At 62.2% G+C, this 22,457-nt stretch carries 21 protein-coding genes; 17 read left to right on the top strand and 4 right to left on the bottom strand.

Translation table 11 applies throughout. The features are described from left to right. Window positions 1-37 precede the first annotated feature (37 nt). The 3 genes from AC04PT_RS13840 to AC04PT_RS13830 all read left to right on the top strand — a co-directional run bounded on the left by AC04PT_RS13840 (window position 38) and on the right by AC04PT_RS13830 (window position 3,537). Window positions 38-1,015, top strand: coding sequence for a TniB family NTP-binding protein (locus AC04PT_RS13840; protein WP_482874298.1), 978 nt, complete (start codon window positions 38-40; stop codon window positions 1,013-1,015). Further along, window positions 1,012-2,475: a TniQ family protein gene (locus AC04PT_RS13835; protein ID WP_482874297.1), complete on the top strand. Its 1,464-nt coding sequence runs from the start codon at window positions 1,012-1,014 to the stop codon at window positions 2,473-2,475. Before AC04PT_RS13840 ends, AC04PT_RS13835 begins: the two co-directional genes overlap by 4 nt. Before the next feature lie 429 nt (window positions 2,476-2,904). Next, window positions 2,905-3,537: an alpha/beta family hydrolase gene (locus AC04PT_RS13830; protein ID WP_482874296.1), complete on the top strand. Its 633-nt coding sequence runs from the start codon at window positions 2,905-2,907 to the stop codon at window positions 3,535-3,537. Between the two features lie 119 nt (window positions 3,538-3,656). On the opposite strand, the gene AC04PT_RS13825 is transcribed toward AC04PT_RS13830, so the two are convergent. Next, window positions 3,657-4,484 carry a class I SAM-dependent methyltransferase gene (locus AC04PT_RS13825; protein WP_482874295.1) on the bottom strand — a complete coding sequence of 276 codons (828 nt, stop codon included), beginning with the start codon at window positions 4,482-4,484 and terminating at the stop codon, window positions 3,657-3,659. 554 nt (window positions 4,485-5,038) lie between these two features. On the opposite strand from AC04PT_RS13825, the gene AC04PT_RS13820 reads away from it, so the two are divergent. The 7 genes from AC04PT_RS13820 (at window position 5,039) to AC04PT_RS13790 (ending at window position 13,379) form a co-directional block, all read left to right on the top strand. After that, window positions 5,039-5,992: a LysR family transcriptional regulator gene (locus tag AC04PT_RS13820; protein ID WP_482874294.1), complete on the top strand. Its 954-nt coding sequence runs from the start codon at window positions 5,039-5,041 to the stop codon at window positions 5,990-5,992. A 138-nt stretch (window positions 5,993-6,130) separates the two neighbouring features. Beyond that, window positions 6,131-7,642, top strand: a complete 1,512-nt coding sequence (locus AC04PT_RS13815) for an amidase (RefSeq protein WP_482874293.1) — start codon at window positions 6,131-6,133, stop codon at window positions 7,640-7,642. Window positions 7,643-7,646: 4 nt separating this feature from the next. Then, window positions 7,647-8,930, top strand: a complete 1,284-nt coding sequence (locus AC04PT_RS13810; protein ID WP_482874292.1) for a TRAP transporter large permease — start codon at window positions 7,647-7,649, stop codon at window positions 8,928-8,930. Between the two features lie 22 nt (window positions 8,931-8,952). Continuing rightward, a complete protein-coding gene (locus tag AC04PT_RS13805) occupies window positions 8,953-9,927 on the top strand; it encodes a TRAP transporter substrate-binding protein (RefSeq protein WP_482874291.1) in 975 nt (324 codons plus the stop codon). A gap of 54 nt (window positions 9,928-9,981) precedes the next feature. Continuing rightward, entirely contained in the window at window positions 9,982-10,509 is a 528-nt protein-coding gene (locus AC04PT_RS13800) for a TRAP transporter small permease (RefSeq protein WP_482874290.1), read from the top strand. 64 nt (window positions 10,510-10,573) lie between these two features. Beyond that, the gene (locus tag AC04PT_RS13795; protein WP_482874289.1) at window positions 10,574-11,956 is read left to right on the top strand and encodes an FAD-binding oxidoreductase; all 1,383 of its coding nucleotides are present in this window, start codon (window positions 10,574-10,576) and stop codon (window positions 11,954-11,956) included. 364 nt (window positions 11,957-12,320) lie between these two features. After that, window positions 12,321-13,379, top strand: a complete 1,059-nt coding sequence (locus AC04PT_RS13790) for an IS110 family RNA-guided transposase (protein WP_482874288.1) — start codon at window positions 12,321-12,323, stop codon at window positions 13,377-13,379. Between the two features lie 601 nt (window positions 13,380-13,980). Here AC04PT_RS13790 and AC04PT_RS13785 read toward each other — a convergent pair. After that, window positions 13,981-14,871, bottom strand: coding sequence for a LysR substrate-binding domain-containing protein (locus AC04PT_RS13785; protein ID WP_482874287.1), 891 nt, complete (start codon window positions 14,869-14,871; stop codon window positions 13,981-13,983). 119 nt (window positions 14,872-14,990) lie between these two features. Here AC04PT_RS13785 and AC04PT_RS13780 point away from each other — a divergent pair, with 119 nt between their 5' ends. Then, window positions 14,991-15,695: an SDR family oxidoreductase gene (locus AC04PT_RS13780; protein WP_482874286.1), complete on the top strand. Its 705-nt coding sequence runs from the start codon at window positions 14,991-14,993 to the stop codon at window positions 15,693-15,695. After that, window positions 15,685-15,933, top strand: coding sequence for a DUF6552 family protein (locus tag AC04PT_RS13775; RefSeq protein ID WP_459015771.1), 249 nt, complete (start codon window positions 15,685-15,687; stop codon window positions 15,931-15,933). The genes AC04PT_RS13780 and AC04PT_RS13775 overlap by 11 nt, the downstream gene beginning before the upstream one ends. A 12-nt stretch (window positions 15,934-15,945) precedes the next feature. On the opposite strand, the gene AC04PT_RS13770 is transcribed toward AC04PT_RS13775, so the two are convergent. Then, window positions 15,946-16,473 carry a TetR/AcrR family transcriptional regulator gene (locus AC04PT_RS13770; RefSeq protein ID WP_482874285.1) on the bottom strand — a complete coding sequence of 176 codons (528 nt, stop codon included), beginning with the start codon at window positions 16,471-16,473 and terminating at the stop codon, window positions 15,946-15,948. Window positions 16,474-16,540: 67 nt separating this feature from the next. Between AC04PT_RS13770 and AC04PT_RS13765 the strand changes: the two genes are divergently transcribed. Beyond that, a complete protein-coding gene (locus tag AC04PT_RS13765; protein ID WP_482874284.1) occupies window positions 16,541-17,614 on the top strand; it encodes an alcohol dehydrogenase family protein in 1,074 nt (357 codons plus the stop codon). A gap of 82 nt (window positions 17,615-17,696) precedes the next feature. Here AC04PT_RS13765 and AC04PT_RS13760 read toward each other — a convergent pair whose 3' ends face one another. Next, window positions 17,697-18,293, bottom strand: coding sequence for a TetR/AcrR family transcriptional regulator C-terminal domain-containing protein (locus tag AC04PT_RS13760; protein WP_482874283.1), 597 nt, complete (start codon window positions 18,291-18,293; stop codon window positions 17,697-17,699). Between the two features lie 118 nt (window positions 18,294-18,411). On the opposite strand from AC04PT_RS13760, the gene AC04PT_RS13755 reads away from it, so the two are divergent. The 4 genes from AC04PT_RS13755 (at window position 18,412) to AC04PT_RS13740 (ending at window position 21,820) form a co-directional block, all read left to right on the top strand. Then, window positions 18,412-19,437, top strand: a complete 1,026-nt coding sequence (locus AC04PT_RS13755) for an aldo/keto reductase (RefSeq protein ID WP_482874282.1) — start codon at window positions 18,412-18,414, stop codon at window positions 19,435-19,437. Between the two features lie 67 nt (window positions 19,438-19,504). Next, complete coding sequence (locus AC04PT_RS13750) at window positions 19,505-20,458, top strand: SDR family oxidoreductase (protein ID WP_482874281.1); 954 nt, start codon at window positions 19,505-19,507, stop codon at window positions 20,456-20,458. 65 nt (window positions 20,459-20,523) lie between these two features. Then, window positions 20,524-21,030, top strand: a complete 507-nt coding sequence (locus AC04PT_RS13745; protein ID WP_482874280.1) for a hypothetical protein — start codon at window positions 20,524-20,526, stop codon at window positions 21,028-21,030. Window positions 21,031-21,145: 115 nt separating this feature from the next. Next, the gene (locus AC04PT_RS13740; RefSeq protein ID WP_482874279.1) at window positions 21,146-21,820 is read left to right on the top strand and encodes an NAD(P)H-binding protein; all 675 of its coding nucleotides are present in this window, start codon (window positions 21,146-21,148) and stop codon (window positions 21,818-21,820) included. Window positions 21,821-22,457 lie beyond the last annotated feature (637 nt).

Here is a 22,457-nt window from a genome sequence, read left to right as displayed (position 1 = left end):
CGCCCCGTACACCAAAGATCGAAGGAATATTCTCTCCATGACTACCCTGCCGTCCGTGCCCCTGACCGCTGAAAGTACGGATCCTGAAAAGTTTGCCTGGCTGATGGATCGCTACTTTCGCCTCGACCGGGATGATGCCTTGATTCAGCGGCTTCAAATGCTGTTCGTATCTGACGAGAATGGCGAACTGACCGCCGAGCCCCGCGTCGATCCTTTGACCCTTGAGACCCGCGGCCTGATGCTGCTCGGCAATTCTGGAGCCGGCAAGTCCGCGCTGGCCATGCGGACCCTGCGCGCGTTGCCGATGTTCGAGTTGGCCGGTCGCGGACGCGAGGGCAACACGCTCTATGTTACGGTGCCGCCGGAAGCCACGATCAAGAGCCTTGCTGGCCGGATCGCCAAAGCTCTTGGCTACCTCGAAATCAATCCGCGTGCCAAGGCCTACGAGGCCTGGGACGTGGCGCGCCACAGTATGCAGGAACGTGGTATCCGGTTGCTGGTAATCGATGAGACCCATCACCTGCTGCGCAAGGGGGCTGGTCGCGATGTAGAAGGCGCCGTGCAGACCCTGAAATCTCTCCTGCAGGGCGAATGGCCGGTCGCGGTTATCATCGCCGGGGTCCACAAGCTCCGCGACGGCGTCATGACCGACCCGGAAACGGATCGGCGCTTTCCCAAGTTCGAGCTGTCTCCGATTGTCGAAGGGTCGTTGGAGGCACAGACCTTTGCGCGCAGCATGCAACTCTGTGCTGACAAGATTGGACTGTCGCTGCCGACAGAGGCGCGGTTGCCCGAGCGCATCCTCTTTGCCGAAGGTGGCGTGGCCGGTCGGTGCATTCGTCTCGCGAAAGAGACGCTCGGCAGGGCTTTGGATAACGAACGCACCGAGGTGACGCTCCGGGACGCCAGAATGCAGTTTGAGCTCGAGTATGGGACCTACCCCCTGTCGCCCTTCGCGGAGGGTGCTTGGGGCACGGTCCGGCAGGCACTTATCGACGGGGGGTGGTCGCGATGACGCAGCTCCTTCCTCACGTACCGTTTTCTCAGCGCGAAACCCTGTTGTCCTACGCAGGAAGGCTCGCTGCGATCCACACCGGGCAGGGGATCGCACGATTGCTGGCTGACATGCGCATCAACACCGAGCATTTTGTCCTTGGCCGCGATGACGCCGTGGCGCGTTTTGCCGAGATTGCGGCTGCCGATTTGCCGACGCTGCAGCGGGCCAATATGCGGGCCATCGGGTCTGACGTGGGCTTTCGCGACGAGCGAATGCAGAAGACTTTTCTCGTGCGCGCGGCAGACAAATACTGCCCAGTTTGTCTGTCCGAGGATGGCAGGCCGCGGGCGTGGAAACAGCGCCTCGACTGGTGTTTCGCGGCCGTGCATCGCTGCCCGCAGCACGGGGCAGCCCTGAACCGTCTGTCGAGGCCCACGCGCACCCTGCAGGAAGCTCAGGCGCAGGTGGACGGGCAGGCGAGAAAGGTGGAAGGTCCGACTCCTGCATATTTGCTCTGGCTCGAAACCCGTCTGTGGGGAGGTAGCACGACGGACCACTGGCTTTCCGGGCAGTCCATCCAGCAAGTGCTCGACGCCTGTCTGATGCTTGGCACCACGCTGACCCACGGCCATCGGCAGCCAGCAAAGAAGCTTCCTGGGCTACAGCAGGAAGCTGCCATCGAGGCCGGCTTTCGCTACTATGCCGGTGGGCCGGATGCGGTCGTCAAAGCCTTGGACGAAGTTCGTGCCCGTTCTCCTGCGCGTGCCGTTCAGGCCGGGCCTCTGGCGCACTATGGCCTGTTGTTCAGCTGGCTGGATCGTCGCAGCAAAGGGCAAGACCCGGGTCCGATCCGCAACATCATGAGAGACCATATCATCGAACACGATGCCGTGGACGTGGGCACCAAGGTTCTCGGCAAGGAGGTGACGAAGCGGCGGTATCACAGCGTGCAAAGTCTTGCTGAGACGCTGGGCATCAACCGTACCCGGATGTCACGGCTCCTCCAGAGGCTGGGCCGCGTTCCCGAAGGCGCGACAGACGCCGAGAGCGGGCTGCTCCGGTTCAAGGCCGACGAAATCGCAACTCTGCTGTCGGACTTCGAGACGGCCGTCCCCCTGGCAGACGTCCCGGACTATATCGGTGCCACTCTTACTCAAATGCAGGCGCTCTATGCCGCGGGCTTGGTGAAGCCCCTAGTCCCGCGCGATGCCCGAGGCGCAGTGCGGAACGTCGTCTTCGCACGGCGGCACCTTGATGCGTTTCTGGCTCCGTTCGCGGCGCTTCCGGTAGCAGAGCCAAGAGAGCGCGCGTCGCTGGATCCGATTGCCTATGCTTGTCAGCGGGGAGGGGGCACTACTGCCGATCTCGTCCGAGCCATCGCCAACGGAAATCTTCCGGCCTTCCGGCTGCCAGACAAGAGCGGGCTGGCGGCTGTCATCCTGTCGCCATCCGAAGCGATCGCGCGTCGCGCTGCCTGATTTTCATCCAATGGCTTTCAAAAAGGGTCCGCTTTGCGGGCCCTTTTTTCTTGGCTTCTTCTTCGCATGGCCGAAACGGGAAAAACTCAGCTTTGTTTCGGGACAATCTTAGGTTAACGAAAGTTTAGGTGGTTCATATCTAGCTGAAAACAAAGAGACATTTTGGGTGATTTTTCGTCTTGGGAAAAACTCGGTGTAGTTTTACAGACGGTGAAAATCCGGATGAAGTTGTCTCGGAATCGGGGCAAAGATCCCGCGAGATTGATTTGACCTCAATATGTTGCCCCTTAAGCGTATGGGGCGTCCATATGTTGATTTCGCTCTGATAGCTGTTTAACTCATCACTGAAAAAGCTTGGTGCAGTCCACGAAACCGGCAGAATGAGCGTGATTTTTGCGCTCTTGCGTTGAGCCGATGACGAGGGGACTTATGGATCTTCTGCTGAACGGCAATGAACCCGGTCGGACGACCCTCCTGCTGGCCCATGGCTCCGGGTCCGCCATGGACACTCCCTGGATGACCGCCGTGGCCGAGGCGCTGTCTGAGGCTGGCCTCCGTGTCGCCCGGTTCGAGTTCAGCTACATGGCCGCGCGCCGCAGCGGCGGGTCGAAACGTCCGCCCGCCAAGGCCGAGACCTACGTGCCCGAGTACCTCTCTGCCATCGACGCATTGGCCTGCGACGGCCCGCTTCTCATCGGCGGCAAGAGTATGGGCGGACGGGTCGCAAGCCTCGCTGCGCAGGACCTCTTCGATGCGGGTCGTGTCACGGGGCTGGTGTGCCTTGGCTTCCCCTTCCACGCCCCGAAGAAGCCCGAAAAGACACGCTACGGCCATCTCGAGGTGATCACCTGCCCTACGCTCATCTGCCAGGGCACGCGCGATCACTTCGGGTCCCGCGACGAGGTCGACCGGTACCCGCTTTCGCCAGCTGTCGAGGTGTTCTGGTTGGGGGATGGCGACCACGATCTGAAACCGCGTAAACGGCTGACCGGGAGGAGCCTCGACGACCACCTGGCAATGGTGGCCGCGCGGGTGTGCTCATGGAGCGCGACACAGGGATGAGACGAATAGGGGCGTCACGCTCCGGGCACGTCCAGTTGACAATGTTCTATGTGCAGACCCGTTGCGGGCGAACCTGCCTTTGACCTGAAGCGGGCAACGACTGCTCTGGCAGACCATCGTCAGGAACGAACAGCCGACACGACCACAGACGGAGCTGGAACAAGAAAACCCAGTGCCCCCTTGGTCCCTTCTGCCTGGGTCCGCTGCGCCAGATCATTCCGGATGGCAGCCCGCCTCGCAGCGGGTTGTCGGCGGAGCAGCGAAGCGGCGCGCACAGCACCAGCGTCAAAGACATCGAAAAGCGCCTCGGGGCTGGAGACACTCAGCTCAGAGTCGACCTCGACGAGCGTGCCGTTGGCAAAGCCCGCCTCCTCGACCAATGGCGTGGCAACAGAGATGTCAGCCAGCACATGGGCGTCCGGCCCGTCCGGCAGGGTAATTGTGGGATCGGCAAGCCGATCAACTGCATCGAATAGCCAGCCGAACGAACCGTCCGAGCCCTGACCGTGCCAAATTGAGAACGCGATTGCTCCACCCGGCTTCAATACTCTGGCGGCCTCTTTCAGGCCGCGGAGAGGATCAGGAAAATGGGGCACCCCGAAGCCGATTGTCACGGCATCGAAGCTCGCGTCGGGAAACCCCATGTCCATGGCGTCGCCTTGAAGAAACCGCGCCCCCTGCACCGCATCCCGGGCGAGCGAGATCATGGCTTCCGAAAAGTCCAGCCCGGTGACCTTCGCTCCTCTCTCGACGAGCTCTGCCGCGACCACACCGTGGCCAGTGCATAAATCGAGAACCTCGGTATTCGGACCTGCGTTTACAGCATCCGCCAGCGTTCGGGCGACAAGTCGCGTGGCCATGTCGAAACCATCGGCATAATTCCGTGCAATTGATGGTGTGCCCCACCCATCGCGCTCCATCTTCTCGAAATCACGCGTGTCGACCATCTATCGCGCCCTCCACGCCTCGACGATACACTCAACCCCGTCTGGCGCTAAGACGCGCGTCTGCAAGATTGGGCACTAGGCCAACCTCGGATGCAGCGCGGCATTTTCAGGAGCTTGCCAGCTCCGCGGCGGCTTGGCGGCGCCTACCAGCCATCAACATTTTGAGCTGCGAATCAACTGGCACCCCCTGCAGGTCGGGCGGACTCCGGACTTTCGCTGCAGCCGCGATATGAAGATGCGAGAAAGCTGGGAGCGGACATTTAGCCAGTCGTCACTCAGGCGCTGGCCAGATCGACACGACGGTCGGGAAGCAGAGATTTGCGACAGAAGCGGGATCACCAGAGTGCTCCGTGGGGAGCGGACATCGTCCTCGTCCGGCCGAAAGCAAGCTGGCTTTGCTGAAAACCTTGTGTGGGAGCGGCGTTCTAACCAAGGCACGTTCTTCCGCCCGCTGGTTACCATTCACTCCAGTGCTCCCAGTTGAGCCGCAGCTCGACCAGTGTTCATACAAGCAAGGCATGATGATAGTGTCGACGCAAAGAGCTCCGGGAGTATTGACCATTCCAAGCCTTGCGTTCCAGAAGGCGATCACGATCCGTCACTTGCGGGTGATTGCCGCCTTGTCCGAGTTGAAATTGGTCGCGCGGGTGTCCGAGGCGCTTAATGTCTCGCAGCCCGCCGTGTCCAAGCAGATTGCGGAACTGGAAAGGATTGTCGGGGCTCCCATCGTGACGCGCGAGCGGAACCGGCTGTTTCTGACGCCGATCGGGCAAAGGCTCGCTGAATACGCCAGGCAGGCGCTCAATCAACTGGACCGGGCCGCCTTTGACATCGAGGCGATGGCGAGCGGAGTTTCCGGATCGGTCTCGGTTGGGGTTGTCAGCTCGGTTGCTCCCACCCTTTTGCCCGGCGCCATTGCGCTGTTCAAAGGCAGCACGCCGCAGGCCAGCATCTCGATAAAGGAAGGCCATTTCGTCGAACTTCTGCCCGAGTTGGAGGCCGGTGAGCTGGATGTCCTCATTGCCCGGATTTGGCAGCCCCAGGAACTGCCCGGCATCGCCCAGCTCGGCCTGTTTGCGGAGCCGGTGGTCGTCGTGGCCGGGCGCAATCACCAGTTGGCAAAACGGGCTAACCTGGACTGGAGCGATGTGGTGGATTTCCCTTGGATTCTGCCTCAGGCCAACTCGGTGGCGCGGCGCGCGATTGATGCGCTCTTTGCCGGGTACGGGCTGACCCCACCGGCCAACACGATTGCCTCCCTGTCATTGACGTTGAACCTTGCCCTGCTGGAGGCGATCCCCTCTCTGGGTCTCATGCCGCAACGCCTGGCTCAGGCCCATGCGGCGCGCGGCGACATCGTTTCGCTTCCATTGGACACCCGCGGTCTTCTGTCCGAAGCACGCTGCTTCTGGCGCATCGAACAGGTCGACACGAATCCCACCCTGACGTTCTTCTTGAAGTGTCTGGAGAAGGCGACGGAAGAGCTGAAAATCATTCCCTTTGGTTAAGGTTACCGGCGGAATTTTCAATATTCTTCGGGAACGACCCGCTTTATCTTAACTGAAATCGTTTCTGGGAGGGAAGGCGATGGCAGGTTCGATCACGCTGACCACGGTTCGGGTAGGCGCATGAGAGGGGACACAATGATGGCCCTGTCTGCGCACGAGGTTTTGCAACGCTTTGCGGACCAAAGGCTCACCCCGAGCGAGTATCTGGCGGCCTGCCTCGAGCGGATCTCGCAGGTCAATCCGAAGATTAACGCCCTCACCGCGATCGATGCCGAACGCGCGGTCGGCGAAGCGGTTCAAGCGACAGGCAGATGGCGGTCCGGAGCGCCCAAGGGGCCGCTCGACGGCTTGCCGGTGGGTGTGAAGGACCTGCAAGATACCAAGGGGTTGCTGACCACTCATGGCAGCCCGCGGATGCGAGCAAATTGTCCACAGTTGGATATGCCAATGATTGCGCGGCTGCGCGACGCCGGGGCGATCATCTTAGCCAAAACCAATGTTCCCGAATGCGGTGCCGGCGGCAACAGCCGCAACCCGGTCTGGGGTGCGACGGGTAATCCGTTTGATGCCAACCTTATCGCTGGCGGGTCTTCGGGGGGATCTGCGGCGGCACTGGCGGCAGATCTTCTGCCCCTCTGCACCGGGTCGGACACGGGCGGGTCTCTCAGATTGCCGGCTGCGCTTTGCGGAATCGTAGGCTACCGGCCGTCCGTCGACGTAATCGCCCATCCGACGCGGCCATTGGGTTGGTCCGGCATTTCGGTGCTTGGCCCGATGGCGCGCACCGTGGAGGATCTGGTCCTGATGCTGGGGGTCTGCGAAGGGTTCGACCCCGACGATCCGCTGTCCTTACGCGCGACACCGGACAGGTTCGCAACGCTGCCCGCCGTTAGCCTCTCGGACTTGAGGGTCGGTTTCAGCGAGGACTTCGGCGGTGCGCCGGTGGACCCTGCCATTCGGGAGACTTTCCGGGCACGTGTCGAGAAGATCACGCCGCAGGTTCAGGACTGCCGCGCGGTGGATCTGGCGCTCGGCGACATGGACCGATGCTTCGACATCCTGCGGGCCGAAAGCTTCGTCGCGGCCTTCGGCGAGGTCATAAAATCCGATCCCGACGCGTTTGGCCCCGATATCGCCACCAATGTCGAACTGGGCCAGTCCATGACTTTGGCAGACCGGGCCTGGGCGCATGCCGAACAGACGCGCATCCTGCGCCGCTTCAATGCGGTGATGCACGATGTCGACGTGATCCTCCTCCCCACCGCACCGGTCTCCCCGTTCCCCTGGACCCAAGGCCATGCCACGGAAATCGACGGTCAAAGCATGGACATCTATTATCGCTGGTTGGCGCTGAATTATCGCGGCTCGCTTACCGGTGGCCCGTCGATCACGCTGCCCTGCGGGCGCGACCCACAGGGCATGCCTTTCGGGTTGCAGATGTTGGGGCCGGTGCGCGGGGACGATGCGATGCTTGCCGCAGCACGAGCAATCGAGACGTTCTTTGCGGCAGACCCGGAAACGGCGAGGCCCCGCCCCGACATGGCGAGCCTTAAGCCCTCCGACATCGATCTGCGTTCAATCGTCACCCATCCACCCATCCTCAACAGCGCTGGCCTGTCCGAGACGGGCGCAATGCGAACGGCCGTGTAGCACAATGTATCTCATTCCCATCATCTTCATCATATTGCTGATCAGCGGCACGGCCTTTGCCTATCTGATGGGCGCGGTTTCCGTTCTGACCTTCGTGGCCCTCGACAAGAGCCAGTTCCTGTCGATCCTGCCGCAGCGTATCTTCGCACAACTCGACGTCTTCGCATTCATGGCGATGCCGCTGTTCATTCTGACCGCCGAGATCATGAGCCGTGCCGGTGTCACCCGCAGCCTGATCGACTTTGCCATGTCCATCGTCGGTCGCTTCAGGGGAGGTCTGGGTCACGTCAACATTCTGACAAGCGTGTTCTTCGCCGGCATTTCGGGCTCGGCCATCGCGGATAGTGCCGCCTTGTCACGCACCTTCGTGCCGGAGATGAAAGCCCGTGGCTATGACCCCTATTACGCCGGCGCGATCACCGCAGCCTCGTCGATGATCGGGCCGATCATTCCGCCTTCGATCATCATGATCATCTATGGCGGGTTGACCGGTGCGTCGGTGGCCGCCCTGTTCATCGCAGGCGTGGTGCCGGGCCTGCTTCTCGCCGCGTCTTTGATGGCATTGAATGCCATAATTGCAGCGATGAAGGGCCACCCAGGCGGAAGGTCTGACGATCTGCCGCCTTTCCTGCCCAGCCTGCTGAACGCGGCGCCTGCGCTCTGCCTGCCGGTGGTGATCCTCGGAGCATTGGTCTTTGGCTTGGCGACACCGACCGAAGGGTCAGCTGTGGCAGTCGTGGTCGCCCTCGTGGCGGGCCAGTACTACAAAGGGCTGACCCTGCGCATGATCTTCGACGCGGTCGAGGCAACGGCCAAGATGACCGGCACGATCTTCATTATCCTCGCCGCGATTTCAGTGCTTGGTTACCTGGCGGGGCAACTTGGGTGGTCCAGTGCTCTGGCAGATTGGGTCGGGTCCTTTGGGCTGACTGGCACGAAATACCTGTTCTTCCTCGTCGCGATCTTCCTGATTGCCGGGATGTTCATGGACACGCCCGTGGCCCTGACGCTGCTCATTCCGCTCTTCGCGCCACAAGCGCTGGAACAGGGCATCAGCCCGATCCAGCTTGGCATCGTGCTGTGCTTCAACCTGTGTGTCGGGCTGATCACGCCGCCTCTGGGCAAGTGCCTCGTGGTCGTCTCGGCGCTGACAAATCTCAACTACTGGCGTCTGGCCTACGCCTCTCTGCCGTTCATCGTCGTTCAGGTTCTGCTGCTGATGGCGCTGGTCTACTGGCCGGCCCTCTCGCTCACATTGCCCGGCCTGCTCGGCTTTTCAGTCAATTAGAATACTTAAGGAGGAGAAGAACATGAAACTCAAGGCACTCTCACTGGCGGCATTGCTGGCGATGTCCGGCGCGGTCAGCGCGGAAGTCAAGATCGCCCTGGATAGCGCTCCGGACCTCGATACCAGCGGATCCTACAACTGGGCACATGCCTTCGGAGCGGCCCTGACCGAAGCCGGAATGGACGTCCGCGAAATGCCGCGCGGCGCAGTCGGCAACGAAGCCGAGAAGTTCGACCAGGTGTCGACCGGGTTGTTGGAAGTTTCGCTGTCGGATGTCCGCGCCATCGCGCAGGTCGACCCGTTCATCTATGGCGTGCGGCTGCCCTATATCTTCGACGATGTCGACCACATGGACCGCGTGCTGGAAGCCGGCAAGGTCTTTGACCGCGTCAACGAAAAGCTGGCCGATCAGGATGTCGTCGTTCTGGCGCTGGCGCCGCTCGGGCCGCTTTCTGGCATCATCACCACCGATGCGGTGGTCCGGTCGCCTGCCGACATGTCGAACCTGCGAATGCGTGCGCTCGACGATGCCCAGATCGCCATGTACCAGGCCTGGGGATCCAGCGGCACCATCGTACCCTGGGGCGAAGTCCCGTCCGGCCTGCAAACCGGCGTGATCGACGGCTACCTGAACTCGCCCTTCGTGCCGGTGATGTTCGGGCAGACCGACTTCGTCAAGAACTTCTCGGACGCCGGCGTGATCATCCCGATGCGCGCTGTCCTCGTCTCCAAGAGCTGGTACGAAGGCCTGTCCGAGGCCGACCGGGCCGCCGTGGACAGCGCCGTCGAAACCGCTGATGCAGCAGCCCGCGCGTGGCTTGCAGAAGCCTCCGAGCGCGGCCTCGCCGCCTTGGAGGAAAAGGGCGTGACCGTTCAGCGCCTAAGCGCGGAGGAGCGCGCAGTGTTCCGTGAGGCGTCCAAGCCGGTCTACGATTCCGGCCTGATGCCGTCCGAAGACGTGAAAGTCTGGACCGATCTGTCCGACGCCAACCGCTGACGCGCAACCGCCGGGCCTTTGGCAAGGCCCGGCCCCTTTTGCAGGAGATGATACATGCGCAATGCCATCATCACAGCCAGCAACAGCGTTCACCGCGTCGCACGTGGCGCCGCCGTCTTCGCCGTCTGCCTGATGTTCCTGACCGTGGTGTTGCAGATCATTGCCCGCTACGTGTTTTCCGCGCCCCCGGTCTGGACCGAAGACGTGGCCCGCTATGCCATGGTCTGGACCGGACTTCTGGGGGCGACGCTGTCGTTCAAGACGCGCTCGGACGCGGTGCTGATGCAGAGCGTCGCGCCCGAGCGTCCTCATCTGCTGGGTTTCCTTGCCGAGGCTGTCCACAGCGCAGCGGTTCTGACCTTCGTTTTGCCGGTCGTCTATTTTTGCTTCATTGGCCTGCGTGGCGGCTTTGCCAAGGGGTTCCTGGCGCGCCAATCCGGCTTGACCGCCGACACGCTCGGGATTCCGATGGTCTGGATCTCCATGTCGGTGCCGATTGCGATGATCATCATCCTGCTGCATTTGGCCGCGCGTTGGGCCGGCGACGATCAGGCCGATACCGCCGACACGCAATTGGACTGACTTCGCTTTGACCCGGGCAATCCAGACCCAAACCATTCAAGACCATCCTCTAAAGAGACCCTCCATGACCACGGACACGACCGCTCAAGCCATCTCTGACCTGAAAGACCTGTTGGGCGACCGCCTCTCGACCGGCGAGTCCATCCTGGAGATGCATGGCCGCGACGAGGCCTACTCCGAGCCTGCCTTGCCTGACGCGGTCGCCTTTCCCGAGACCACTGAAGAGGTGTCCGCGATCATGAAGATCTGTTCGCGTCACGCGGTTCCGGTCGTCCCCTTCGGCATCGGCACATCGCTCGAAGGCCACGTGATCCCGATCCACGGCGGGATCAGCGTGGACACCAGCCGCATGAACAGGATTCTCGAAGTCCATGAGAGCGATCTCGACGCCGTCGTGCAGCCTGGCGTCTCGCGGACACAACTCAACGACGAGCTGCGTGCAACGGGCCTGATGTTCACGGTCGATCCCGGCGCGGATGCCACACTGGGCGGGATGGCCGCCACCCGGGCGTCGGGCACGAACACTGTGCGTTACGGAACCATGCGCGAAAATGTCCTGGCGCTTGAAGTCGTGCTGCCCGATGGCACCATCATCGAAACCGGTTCCCGTGCGCGCAAATCCTCCGCGGGGTATGACCTGACACACCTCTTCGTGGGTTCCGAAGGCACGCTTGGCATCATCACCAAGCTGACGGTACGCCTGTTCGGCCAGCCGGATACGATCCTGGCCGCAACCTGTTCCTTCGAGACCGTCGACGACGCCGTGAACTCGGTGATCATGGCAATCCAGATGGGCATTCCGATGGCGCGGATCGAATTGCTGGACGAGGTCCAGATGAAAGGCATGAACATCTTCAACCCCGATCTGAACCTGCCAGAAAAGCCGCATCTGTTCCTTGAGTTCCACGGATCGGACACCGGCGTGAAAGAACAGGTGGAGATGTTTGAAAGCGTCGGCGAAGAGTTCGGCGTGTCGGGCTTTGAGTGGGCCACCAAGGCCGAAGATCGCAATCGGCTGTGGACTGCGCGGCACAACGCCTATTACGCCGGGAAATCGCTTCGCAAGGGCTGCGAGGGTCTGATTACCGATTGCTGCGTTCCGATCTCGGCGCTGGCCGAGTGCATCGCGCGGTCAAAGGACATGGTGGCAGCCTCCGGCATGATCGCCCCGATTGTCGGTCACGTCGGCGACGGCAACTTCCACCTCATGATCCTGATTGACCCGAAGGACCCCGACGAGTTGACGCGGGCCAAGTCACTGGCCTCGGAGGTCAACAAGCTCGCTCTGTCCTTTGGCGGGACCGTCACCGGCGAACATGGCGTCGGCACCGGCAAGAAGCGCTACATGGAGGAAGAGCACGGGGCTGCCTATTCGCTCATGGCAACGTTGAAACGGGCCGTTGATCCGAAGAATATCATGAATCCCGGGAAGACAGTTGAAGTTTAATGATAGCCTCAGTTTCAACGAAGGATCGGGGCCCGTTCAAACCGGGATTAAAGGCCGTTGGTCGCTGCAGCAATGCATTTCTTGAGGGATGGCATATAGCGCGTCAACAGCTCGGTTACATCGGATGACTTAAGGTACGGCAGCAATTCGATGCGGTTTCATACATTTTGGAACGACTGCTTCGGCGAAACTGCAATGCAGCGAAATGCTGCTGGATCAAGGTCCGGTTGGGGCCGCTCGTGCCGGCCCAGTTTTTGCCGCAACTGCGAAGAAATCCGCCCCTCACGCGGTCAGTAATGGGATGTACCGGCTGCTTCACCCAGCAGGTTAGGCTTGGCCTATTTCTGCAAACTGGAGAAGTAGCATGGCGAAGAATGATTTTGATGAACTGATGTCAGTCGGCATCGATATCGGTAAGGACGTGTTTCATCTGGTTGGCTTTGATCGCGATGGTCAGCTTGTTCTCCGCAAGAAGATCAAACGGCTGGCACTGGTGGCGACATTTGAACAATTGCCGCGTTGTGTCGTCGGCATGGAAGCCTGTTTGAGCGCGCATTTTGTCAGCCGGACATTCCGTGGGTTGGGATTTGAGACCCGGATCATTCCAGCGATTTACGTGAAGCCTTTCAACAAGGGTCAAAAGAACGACTACAACGATGCCGAGGCGATTGCAGAGGCCGCGTTGCGCCCCAATCTTAAAACGGTTTCTGAGAAGACGCAGGACCAGCTTGACCTGCAAGCGCTGCATCGCGTCCGGTCTCGCCTTGTGTCGCGGCGGACGGCCGCGATGAACCAGATCCGGGCCTTTCTGATCGAACAGGGTATCACCGTCCGGCGCAGTGTGTCTGCCTTACGCAACTCGCTTGAAGCCATCTTCGACAATCGCAGCGGCGAGATGTCCTTGCGCATGCGCAAACTGATCGTGGGTCTCCAGCAGGACTGGATCTGGCTGGACAAACGGATCGAGATGACCACGGCTGAAATCAAGGAGGTCAGCGAAACTGAGCCGGGTTGCCAGCGGCTTATGACGATCCCGGGTATTGGCCCGATGATCTCAACGGCAATGGTTGCTGCAGTTGGCGAGGGCGAGGCCTATGACCGGGGACGCGACTTTGCAGCCTGGCTCGGATTGGTCCCAAGGCAAAGCAGCACCGGCGGGCGCACGACATTGGGGAGCATCACAAAACGGGGCAGTCGTTATCTGCGCATGCTCTTTGTGCAGGCCGCACAGGTAATCATGATGCGCCCCAAGAACTGGCACAAGTTCAGCTTTGGTCCGTGGCTGGAAGCGGCGTCAATGCGGATGCAGCACAACAAACTTGGTGTGGCACTGGCCAACAAGCTCGCCCGGATCGCCTGGAGCGTCCTCAGCTCCGGCAAAGACTTTGATTGGAAAAGACAAGAGATGGCGGCTGCGGTCTGAGCAGGCCGATGCCGCAAACAATGTTCGTAAACCTCAACTGCATGGAACGGAATTAAGACGCACCCAAAGTCTGAGAGCCCAAATGGTCATCAATGATCTGGTCAGTAATGAGATAGCGGCGCGTGCGCACTCCCAAAAGGGCCACGGCAAACAATGAAGCCGATAAGAAGGCCGGATACTGAACCGCGCAATTAATCCGGAGACGATGTCAGCATACATGTAGTTTGAGGTGTCCGTTGGCGTTCGTTTGCAACGGTTCCGACATCGATCCAATGGCTGCTTCTTTGATTTCAATGTCTCGCTTTGCGCTTGCAGCGAAGGTCCGGAAACCGCCCTACCTGCGCGACGGCGAAGGAGCACGGGCGGCCCACAGCTGACGTCGGTGGTCCGTGCGGCGAACGACAGCAGCGAACCCAAACTGACCACGAAGTCCCTCGTCGGCTTTGTGCATGCAGCGAGATGCCATTCGCTGTGAACCGCCCTGGCCGGAACTTCGGCCTGAGCGCGGGGATCTTCCTTACATTGCCGAAGCGGTCGTGTAGTCGAAAGCCTGTAGTCGCCGCTTAGCAAAATATCGCGCTCGTTGCCCGCCTTTCGATCCCTATCGAATTTCCTCGTGCGCAATGCTGAGTAGCCACTCCATCACCCGATGTGCCGCCTCGGATGCGCCCTGACGAGGCAGAAGGGCGTAGAAATCCTGACCACCCTCCAGTGCGGCTTGGACAGCACGCACCAGGCGACCGGCATCAAGGTCACGCTGCACAAGGAAACGGCTGGCCAGGGCGACACCCTGACCGGCCAAGGCTGCGTCAAGGCTCAGGGTCGTCTGGCTGAAGTGCAGACCGCGTGACGCCGTCGGCACGGTTCCGAAGGCCATCTCAAGAAACTGCGGCCAGAGATCGTGCGCGTCGTGCAGCAGGGTCATACGGGACAGTGCGGCCGCATCGATGGGAAGGTTGTCCGGGGACGTGAGCTGCGGTGAGCAGACTGCGACAACCTGCTGCGGGAACAGCAACTCGGTGCGCAGGCTTGCCCCGAACGGCGGGCGCCCCTGCCGCACCGCGATGTCGATGCCGTCGGCGTGGAAGCTCATGACCCGCTCAGTGGCGGTGATCCGGAGGTCGATCCCCGGATGGGCCTCGGTGAACTCGGCGAGCCGCGGGATGAGCCATTTCGAGGCGAAGGTCGGGGTCACGCTGATCGTCACGCGCGAGGGCGTCTCCAGGAGCGCCCCCGTCGCGTCGGAGAGCTGGGAGAAGGCCCGGGCGACCGCGGCATGGTAAGTCCGCCCCTCTTCGGTGAAGCTAAGCCCCCGCGGCTCGCGCAGGAACAGGCGCAGGCCGAGATGCTCCTCAAGACCGCGCACCTGCTGCGCCACGGCGCCCTGCGTCACGCCTAGTTCCTCAGCCGCTGCACGGAAGGACAAGTGCCTGCCGGCTGCCGAGAAAGCGCGCAGGCCGTTCAGGGACGGCAGATTGGCTTCGCTCGTCACGATAGTTCTCCTACACCCGCGCAACAGCTGCGCTTGGCTGGCCGCACGCGCCTCTTCTCCGTATCTAAAACATGCATAGGCGAGTTCGATGCCACGGAAAAGAGATGGAGAGTTTAGAGATGGCGATAGAAAAAGTAGCTCTGATCACAGCGGGCGGCAGCGGCATGGGCGCTGGCGCGGCGCGGCAGCTGGCGGCCGATGGCTTCAAGGTCGGGGTGCTCTCCTCTTCCGGCAAGGGCGAGGCCTTGGGGGAGGAGCTTGGCGGCTTCGGGGCCACCGGTTCCAACCGCTCAGTCAAGGACCTGAAGCGTCTAGTCGACGGCGCTATGGACCGCTGGCAGCGGATCGACGTGCTGGTGAACTCGGCAGGGCACGGCCCCAAGGGTGACATCCTCGAGATCACCGACGAGGACTGGCACGACGGGCTCGACGTCTATCTGATGAACGTGATCCGCCCGACCCGGCTGGTCACGCCGATCATGGCAGCCCAGGGCGGCGGGGCGATCATCAACATCTCGACCTTCGCCGCCTTCGAGCCCGACCCGCTTTTCACGACCTCCGGCGTGTTCCGCGCAGGACTTGCCAGTTTCGCCAAGCTCTATGCCGACCGCTATGCGGCGCAGAACATCCGGATGAACAACGTGCTGCCCGGCTTCATCGACAGCCTGCCCGAAACAGAAGACCGGCGCGCGCGCATTCCCATGGGCCGCTACGGGCGCGAGGCGGAGGTCTCCTCGCTGATCGGCTGGCTCGCTTCCGATAGCGGCGGCTATGTCACCGGGCAGAACTGGCGGATCGACGGGGGGCTTACGCGTGGCGTCTGAGGGTGTCAGTCTCGCGGGCCGCGACGGCACAGCCTTCGTCGTGAAATGGGCGGCCTCCATCATACAGATCCTTGGCTATGCCGGCACCGCCTTTGGCTGGACGCCGTGGAACCTCTACCTCTTCATCGTTGGGGTTCTCGGCTGGCTGATCGTCGGGGTGCTCTGGAACGACCGGGCGATCATGTTGATCCACTTTGTCGCTCTCGGCGCGATGCTGGCGGGCATGGCGCGCACGTGAAGGAGGGCGCCGTCACGCGGCGCCGTTCATCCTAAGTCCGTGCCCCAGCCGCTTCGCGCTGAGCACGGCGGTATCGCGATGCAGCGACCAAGCTTGTGTCAGACCCTCCAATATCACCAACAGATAGATTTCGCGGCCGTCGAGCCCGGTGGCTGCGGCGGCGCGGCGGGCCACCTCTGCCTTGTGCCGCGCCAGCAGCGCGCGTAGCCCTTCGCTGCCTGGGTCTGCGGCGACCGCTCCGTGGAACAGGCAGCCATGCGAAGTCTCCGTCGCCATCCAGGCCCCGACCCGTTCAAACAGCACGTCGAGCACCGCCTCCTGCGCCGCGGGCAGGTCATCGAAGAGGTGCGAAAGATAGCGCCCGTGGCGATGCTCCAGCGCTGCCACCACCATGTCGGCGCGTGATGGCGTATACTTGTAAAGCGTGCGCAGGCTGACGCCCGCTGCATCGCGCAGATCCTCGACGCTGGGCTCGGCAAAGCCCCGGGCGGCGAAGGCTTGCTCAAGTCCTGCGGCAATCTTGGTTTTGGTATCTGTCATGCTTGACGCTGTAGAGTGATCCCTCTACTTACGCAAGTAGAGTAATCATTCTACACGATGGAGCGACATGATGACCCTTCCCGAGACGATGAAGGCTATGGTTCTGACAGGCCATGGCGGTCTCGACAAACTGGAGTGGCGAGAGGACGTGCGCGTGCCGCACCCCGGTGCGGGCGAGGTGCTGATCCGCGTGGGCGCCTCGGCGGCGAACAACACCGATGTGAACACCCGCACCGGCTGGTATTCGAAAGCGGTGCGCGGAGATACGAACTCCGCGGCGGCCACGGGCTATGACGGTGCCTCGGACGCCGATGGCGCCTGGTCCGGGGCACTGAGCTTTCCGCGCATCCAGGGCGCCGATTGCTGCGGCGAGATTGTCGCGGTCGGCGACGGGGTCGACATCACGCGCGTCGGCGAACGGGTGCTGGTGCGACCCATGCACCGACCCGCCGGAGGAGATGCGGAGGCGCTCGTCACCTTCGGCTCGGAGCGCGACGGCGGCTTTGCCGAGTTCACCACTGTCGAGGACGAACACGCACTCCGCATCGACAGCCCACTTGCCGACGTGGAACTGGCCTCCTTCCCCTGCGCCTTCTCGACCGCCGAGGGGATGATCCAGCGGGCCGGGCTTGGCGAAGAGCGAGTGCTGATCACCGGCGCCTCGGGCGGCGTCGGCTCTGCGGCCGTGCAGCTCGCCAAGCGACGCGGCGCGCATGTCACGGCAGTGACCAGCCCGGCCAAGGTCGCCGACCTGAAAGCGCTCGGTTCTGACGCCATTATCGGACGCGAAGACGCCGTGCCGGAGGAGGCTTTCGACGTCGTTCTCGACCTCGTCGGCGGGCCACGCTGGCCCGCGCTGCTCGAGGCGCTGGCGGTGCGTGGTCGCTATGTCACCTCAGGGGCCATTGCCGGTCCGATCGTGGAGCTGGACCTGCGCACGCTTTACCTCAAGGACCTGACACTGATCGGCAGCACTCGGCAGGACCCAGAAGTCTTTACCGACCTTGTGGGCTATATCGAACGGGGTGAGATCCGACCGATTCTCGCAGAGACCTACGCGCTGCGCGACCTGCGCGACGCGCAGGAAGCGTTTCTCAAGAAGTCCCACATGGGCAAGATCGGGATCGAAATTGCAGGCTAACGCCTCACGTAGGGAAGTTCCCAAGGCGGGGTGATGTCAGATCATGACGTCGCCCTGCTTCACCGGATTGACCCGGCGCCCCTCAGTCTTTCTCACCGTAATGCGCGAGGAACATCTGCACGCAGTCGGCAATGACGGCCTCCGCGTCCAGATCGGCCTTTTCGCCCAAAAGGAACTCGGGCCACATCAGGAAATGCTTGATCATCGACAGAAGCTGCCCGGCGGCAAAGCCCGGCTCGGCCTGGCGCAGCGCTCCGGCCTGCATTGCCTCGCCGATCAGCGCCTGGATCGGGCCGTCCTGCATCGCCGCCTTTGCAAAGAAGGCCTGCGCGAGATCCTGATCGCGCAAAAGCTCTGACATCACCAGCCGGTTCAGGCCCATGTATTCTGGGCCCGAGAGGTGGCCTATGTAATCCCGCGCCGCCGCGATCAGCTGTTCTCGCAGCGGGGCCTCAGGGTTGTAGCGCAGCTTCGGCGTGGCGGCGATCTGCTCGAGCAGGATGTCGGTGATGGCCTGGAACAGCACCTCCTTGCTCTCGAAATGCTTGTAGAGCGTGCGCTTCGAGACCTCGGCCAGTTCGGCGATTCTGTTCACCCGCGCCGACGGAAACCCCTGTTCGCGGAACTCCTGGATGGCGGCGTTCAGAATGTCTTTTCGTTTCTTTTCAGTGAGTTTCATCGGTTACACCCCGCTTGGCTGGAAAAATGTAAACACGGGGGTTTACTGATGGCGCCTTCCCCTCTATGTAAACACCACAGTTTACAAACGCAAGCGCCGCGGCGCAGAGGACAGCACGATGAAATACAAGCAGCTTGGACATTCCGGTCTCTATGTTTCCGAACTGACGCTGGGCACCATGACCTTCGACAACGAAGGCGGCAGCTATGCCGATCTGGTTGGCGCCACCGGTCAGGAGCTCGCCTCCCGGATGGTCGATCTGGCGATCGAGGCGGGCATCAACATCTTCGACACCGCCAATGTCTACAGCTCGGGCGTCTCGGAAGAGATGCTGGGCGTGGCGCTGGGGTCGCGCCGTCAGGACACTCTCATTGCCACCAAGCTCTACAACACCATGACCACCGGCCCGAACGATCTGGGCACCAGCCGGCTGGCCATCATGCGCGAGGTCGAGGGCAGCCTGAAGCGGCTGGGCACCGATTACATCGACCTCTACCAGGTGCATAATTTCGACGTCACCACGCCGCTGGAAGAGACGTTGCGCGCGCTCGATGACCTCGTGCGGCAGGGCAAGGTGCGCTACATCGGCCTGTCGAATTTTGCCGGCTGGCAGATTGCCAAGGCGGACGGTGTGGCGCGGCGTCTGGGCACCGAGCGCTTTGTCTCGGCGCAGTCCTACTACAGCCTCGTCGGCCGCGAGCTCGAGCGCGAGATCCTCCCCGCCGTGCGCGACCTCGGTCTTGGCACCTTTATCTGGAGCCCGCTGGCCAGCGGTTTCCTGAGCGGCAAATACACCCGCGAGGCCGAAGGCTCCGGCCGCCGCGTCGCCTTTGATTTCCCGCCGGTTGCCAAGGAGCAAGGCTTCGACATCATCGAGACGCTGGCGCAGATCGCCGAGGAAAAGGACGCCTCGGTGGCGCAGATCGCCCTGGCCTGGCTGCTGCACAAGCCCGGCGTCACCAGCGTCATCGTCGGCGCCCGCAAGGAAGCGCAGCTGGTCGACAACCTGAAAGCCGCCGACATCAGCTTGAGCGAAGCGGAGATGGCGCAGCTCGACGAGGTCAGCGCGCTCAAGCCCGAATACCCCGGCTACCTGCCGGTCTGGCGGCGCGGAGACACGCTGTTCAGCCAGCTTCACGACTGAAGCAAAGACAGCGCGCCCGGATCATACCCGGCCCCCCCTCCATAGACCCATACCAAGGATCAGACAGATGGCTGACACGACTTTCGGACCCAGGGGCTGGACGCCCGCACGCCTCGGCAATCTTGCCGGCAAGACCTATATCATCACCGGCGCCAATGCCGGCGCGGGCTTTCAGGCCGCGCGCATCCTTCTGGGCAAGGGCGCCGAGGTGGTGATGCTGAACCGCAGCGCCGAGAAATCCGCCGCCGCCGTGAAGGAACTGAAACAGGAATTCGGCGCTGATGCGCCCGTGCGCTTCATCCGAATGGACCTGGCCAAGCAGGCCTCGGTCCGCGAAGCCGCCGAAGAGGTGCTGAAAACCACGCCGCGCATCGACGCGTTGATCTGCAACGCCGCAATCGCCCAAGTGCCGACCCGCAAGCTGACTCCTGACGGGTTCGAGAGCCAGCTTGGGACCAACCACTACGGCCACTTCACGCTCTGCGGCATGCTCTTTGACCGGATCGCCGAGACCAAGGGCCGGATCGTCGTCGTCGCCAGCCTCGGCTACAACATGGGGCTGAAGACCATCCGCTTCGACGACATGAACTGGGACGAGGGCTACGGCGCCAACACCGCCTATTCGCAGAGCAAGCTGGCGCAGATGATGTTTGCCTATGAGCTTCAGGACAGGCTGGAAGCGGCCGGACGCAGGGGCGTGAAGGTCTTCGTCTGCCACCCCGGCTCGTCCGCGACCTCGCTGATCTCGACCAGTGGCAGCCGGACCATGCGGTTCATCTGGTGGCTGATGACCAAGACGCCGATGGTTCAGACCGCCGAACAGGGGGCCTATCCGGAGGTGATGTGCGCCACCGAAGAGGCGCTGACCGAGCAGCGCGCGCTCTATGGCCCGACCGGCACCCGCGAGTTCGTCGGTCCGGTCGGCCGCGGCACGCTGAACGCGCATGCCTACGATAAGCCGGTCATGGCCCGGCTCTGGGAGCGGTCGGAAAAGGACACCGGCTTCACCTGGCAGCTGTAACGTGATGCCCGGGGCTGGGCCGAGACAATCGGACCCTGCCATCCCTTTAACCGAAAGGTAACCCCATGGACATCGTCAAGACCGCTTCCGACTGGGCACGGTTCGAAATGCTCTCCAACGTTGCGTTCCTGACCTTCGGACTGGCATTCGGGCTGGCAGGTCTCGGCTTCCGGCAGCTTGCCACGACCGACCTGGCACGGGCCTTCACGGTCCCGATGCTGGGGGCGGGCGGGCTGTTGCTGATCCTCGGCGTGGGCCTGTTCTTCCCCGCACAGTCCCGGCTGGCGGGCGTCCCGGCGGCCTTTGGCGAAGACGCTGCCGGTTTCATCGCCACCGAGATCACCCGCGCCGACAAGGTGCTGAACGACTACCGCATCGCGGTCTTCAGGGTCTTCCCGGCGATCATCGCCCTCTGCGCTCTGGCGCTCCCCTTCCTCGACGGGCCCTATTGGCGCGCCAGCCTGATCACCGCTATCGCCTTGTTCACGGTTCTTATCCTCATCGACAGCACCGCCAACGCCCGGCTTCAGGACTACAGGCAGCAGCTGTCGATGGCAGAGGGATCAACGTGATCACTGGCGTCCGCGCCGGAGTGTCGAGAGTGCCCCAGCAGGGCACGGAATCTTCTCAGCTCAGCTGTGCAATTCGTGACGGCAGCATGCCGGTCAGCATATCGGCGGACAACACATGACCAAACGTATTCTAATCTTTGGCGCGACCGGCACCGTTGGGTCGGGTGCCCTTCTTGAATGTCTCGATCACCCGGAGATCATGGAAGTGATCTGCATTCTGCGCCGTTCGAGCGGCCGCACCCACCCCAAGCTACGCGAGATCCTGCACAGCGATTTCGAGGATTTCTCGACCATTGCGAGGGAGTTCGCCGCAATCGATGCCTGTTTCTGGGCCTTGGGATCGCCAAGTTCTGGACATACCGCGGAGGAGTTCACCCGGATCGAGCATTGCTTTGTGTCCGCCGCGGTCAAGGCGCTCTACGACCAAAGCCGCCAGTGCCGATTTGTCTTCGTCTCTGGTCCGGGCGCGGACAGGTCCGAGACGTCCCGCCAACTGTGGGCGCGGATCAAGGGACGCGCCGAGAATACCGTGGTGAGAACTGGCTTCAGGCAGGTCGTGGTGTTCCAGCCGGGGGCCATCGCTACCCGTCGGGGTCTCCGGCACAGCGTTCCGCTATACGGCCTGGTGGCGAAACTGGCGCCGCTCATGCGCCCGTTTGGCATGGGCACATCGACCCAAGAGATCGGGCGGGCCTTTGTGGCGGTGGCGATTGGTCGTGCCGCCGTTGACCCGCAGGGAGTGGCATTGAACTCCGCGGCGATCAACGCCCTTGCCCGCTTGGCAATGTGATCTCAAGGAAGCGAGCATACATTGCGTCTGCAAGAAGCAAGTGATGACACACCGAATGTCCGCTCGAAGATGGCGCGCTGCTATCTCTTGCACGCGCAGCGAACTTCCGCTTCCCGCCCTTCCTCCAAGAGGTCTTCTTAGCTGCAGCGGGAACTGTGCGTCTGCAGCGAACGGCAGGAAGGTCCGCGCTGCGGTCATTCGGCAGTCGCAAGACTGTGAGCTCGTCCCCATTTTTTTCGCGTACGCAGCGAATGGCCGGTTCGGTGTGCGAACTGCGCGTCGCGATGGCTGCGTGAATGGCCGGTGAGGGTCGAGTGTGCCGCCTTTTTCTAGATCAAGGTTGCCAAATAGCTGAGTGTGAATGGGTGTTATGAAAAAGCGATGCAGCGGCTGCTCTCGCAAAAACGCCGACGAGGTGGGATCGTAGATGACGCCAGGATACCCGGGCACAATACGGCTTGGAGCGGGGCCATCAAGACAACTGAACGGCAGCCAGCGCCCAAGACCAGCATCCCGCTGCAGGACCTCGAGGCGCATCGTGGGGACGCTACTTCCCGCCGTCTGGGAAAGGCTGTGAAAACCGGCGACGGGTCGAATGGACGTGGCCTATTGAGCGTGATGAACCGTGAACGTTGGT

It is taken from the genome of Litorisediminivivens sp. KMU-197 (genome assembly GCF_056858395.1).
This window is presented reverse-complemented; position numbering and strand designations above follow the sequence as displayed.

Excerpts from the sequence above, each read along its gene's own strand:
- AC04PT_RS13840 (WP_482874298.1), top strand. The coding sequence starts at position 38 with ATGACTACCCTGCCGTCCGTGCCCCTGACCGCTGAAAGTACGGATCCT.
- AC04PT_RS13835 (WP_482874297.1), top strand. The coding sequence starts at position 1,012 with ATGACGCAGCTCCTTCCTCACGTACCGTTTTCTCAGCGCGAAACCCTG.
- AC04PT_RS13830 (WP_482874296.1), top strand. The coding sequence starts at position 2,905 with ATGGATCTTCTGCTGAACGGCAATGAACCCGGTCGGACGACCCTCCTG.
- AC04PT_RS13825 (WP_482874295.1), bottom strand. The coding sequence starts at position 4,484 with ATGGTCGACACGCGTGATTTCGAGAAGATGGAGCGCGATGGGTGGGGC.
- AC04PT_RS13815 (WP_482874293.1), top strand. The coding sequence starts at position 6,131 with ATGGCCCTGTCTGCGCACGAGGTTTTGCAACGCTTTGCGGACCAAAGG.
- AC04PT_RS13810 (WP_482874292.1), top strand. The coding sequence starts at position 7,647 with ATGTATCTCATTCCCATCATCTTCATCATATTGCTGATCAGCGGCACG.
- AC04PT_RS13805 (WP_482874291.1), top strand. The coding sequence starts at position 8,953 with ATGAAACTCAAGGCACTCTCACTGGCGGCATTGCTGGCGATGTCCGGC.
- AC04PT_RS13800 (WP_482874290.1), top strand. The coding sequence starts at position 9,982 with ATGCGCAATGCCATCATCACAGCCAGCAACAGCGTTCACCGCGTCGCA.
- AC04PT_RS13795 (WP_482874289.1), top strand. The coding sequence starts at position 10,574 with ATGACCACGGACACGACCGCTCAAGCCATCTCTGACCTGAAAGACCTG.
- AC04PT_RS13790 (WP_482874288.1), top strand. The coding sequence starts at position 12,321 with ATGGCGAAGAATGATTTTGATGAACTGATGTCAGTCGGCATCGATATC.
- AC04PT_RS13780 (WP_482874286.1), top strand. The coding sequence starts at position 14,991 with ATGGCGATAGAAAAAGTAGCTCTGATCACAGCGGGCGGCAGCGGCATG.
- AC04PT_RS13770 (WP_482874285.1), bottom strand. The coding sequence starts at position 16,473 with ATGACAGATACCAAAACCAAGATTGCCGCAGGACTTGAGCAAGCCTTC.
- AC04PT_RS13765 (WP_482874284.1), top strand. The coding sequence starts at position 16,541 with ATGATGACCCTTCCCGAGACGATGAAGGCTATGGTTCTGACAGGCCAT.
- AC04PT_RS13760 (WP_482874283.1), bottom strand. The coding sequence starts at position 18,293 with ATGAAACTCACTGAAAAGAAACGAAAAGACATTCTGAACGCCGCCATC.
- AC04PT_RS13755 (WP_482874282.1), top strand. The coding sequence starts at position 18,412 with ATGAAATACAAGCAGCTTGGACATTCCGGTCTCTATGTTTCCGAACTG.
- AC04PT_RS13750 (WP_482874281.1), top strand. The coding sequence starts at position 19,505 with ATGGCTGACACGACTTTCGGACCCAGGGGCTGGACGCCCGCACGCCTC.
- AC04PT_RS13745 (WP_482874280.1), top strand. The coding sequence starts at position 20,524 with ATGGACATCGTCAAGACCGCTTCCGACTGGGCACGGTTCGAAATGCTC.
- AC04PT_RS13740 (WP_482874279.1), top strand. The coding sequence starts at position 21,146 with ATGACCAAACGTATTCTAATCTTTGGCGCGACCGGCACCGTTGGGTCG.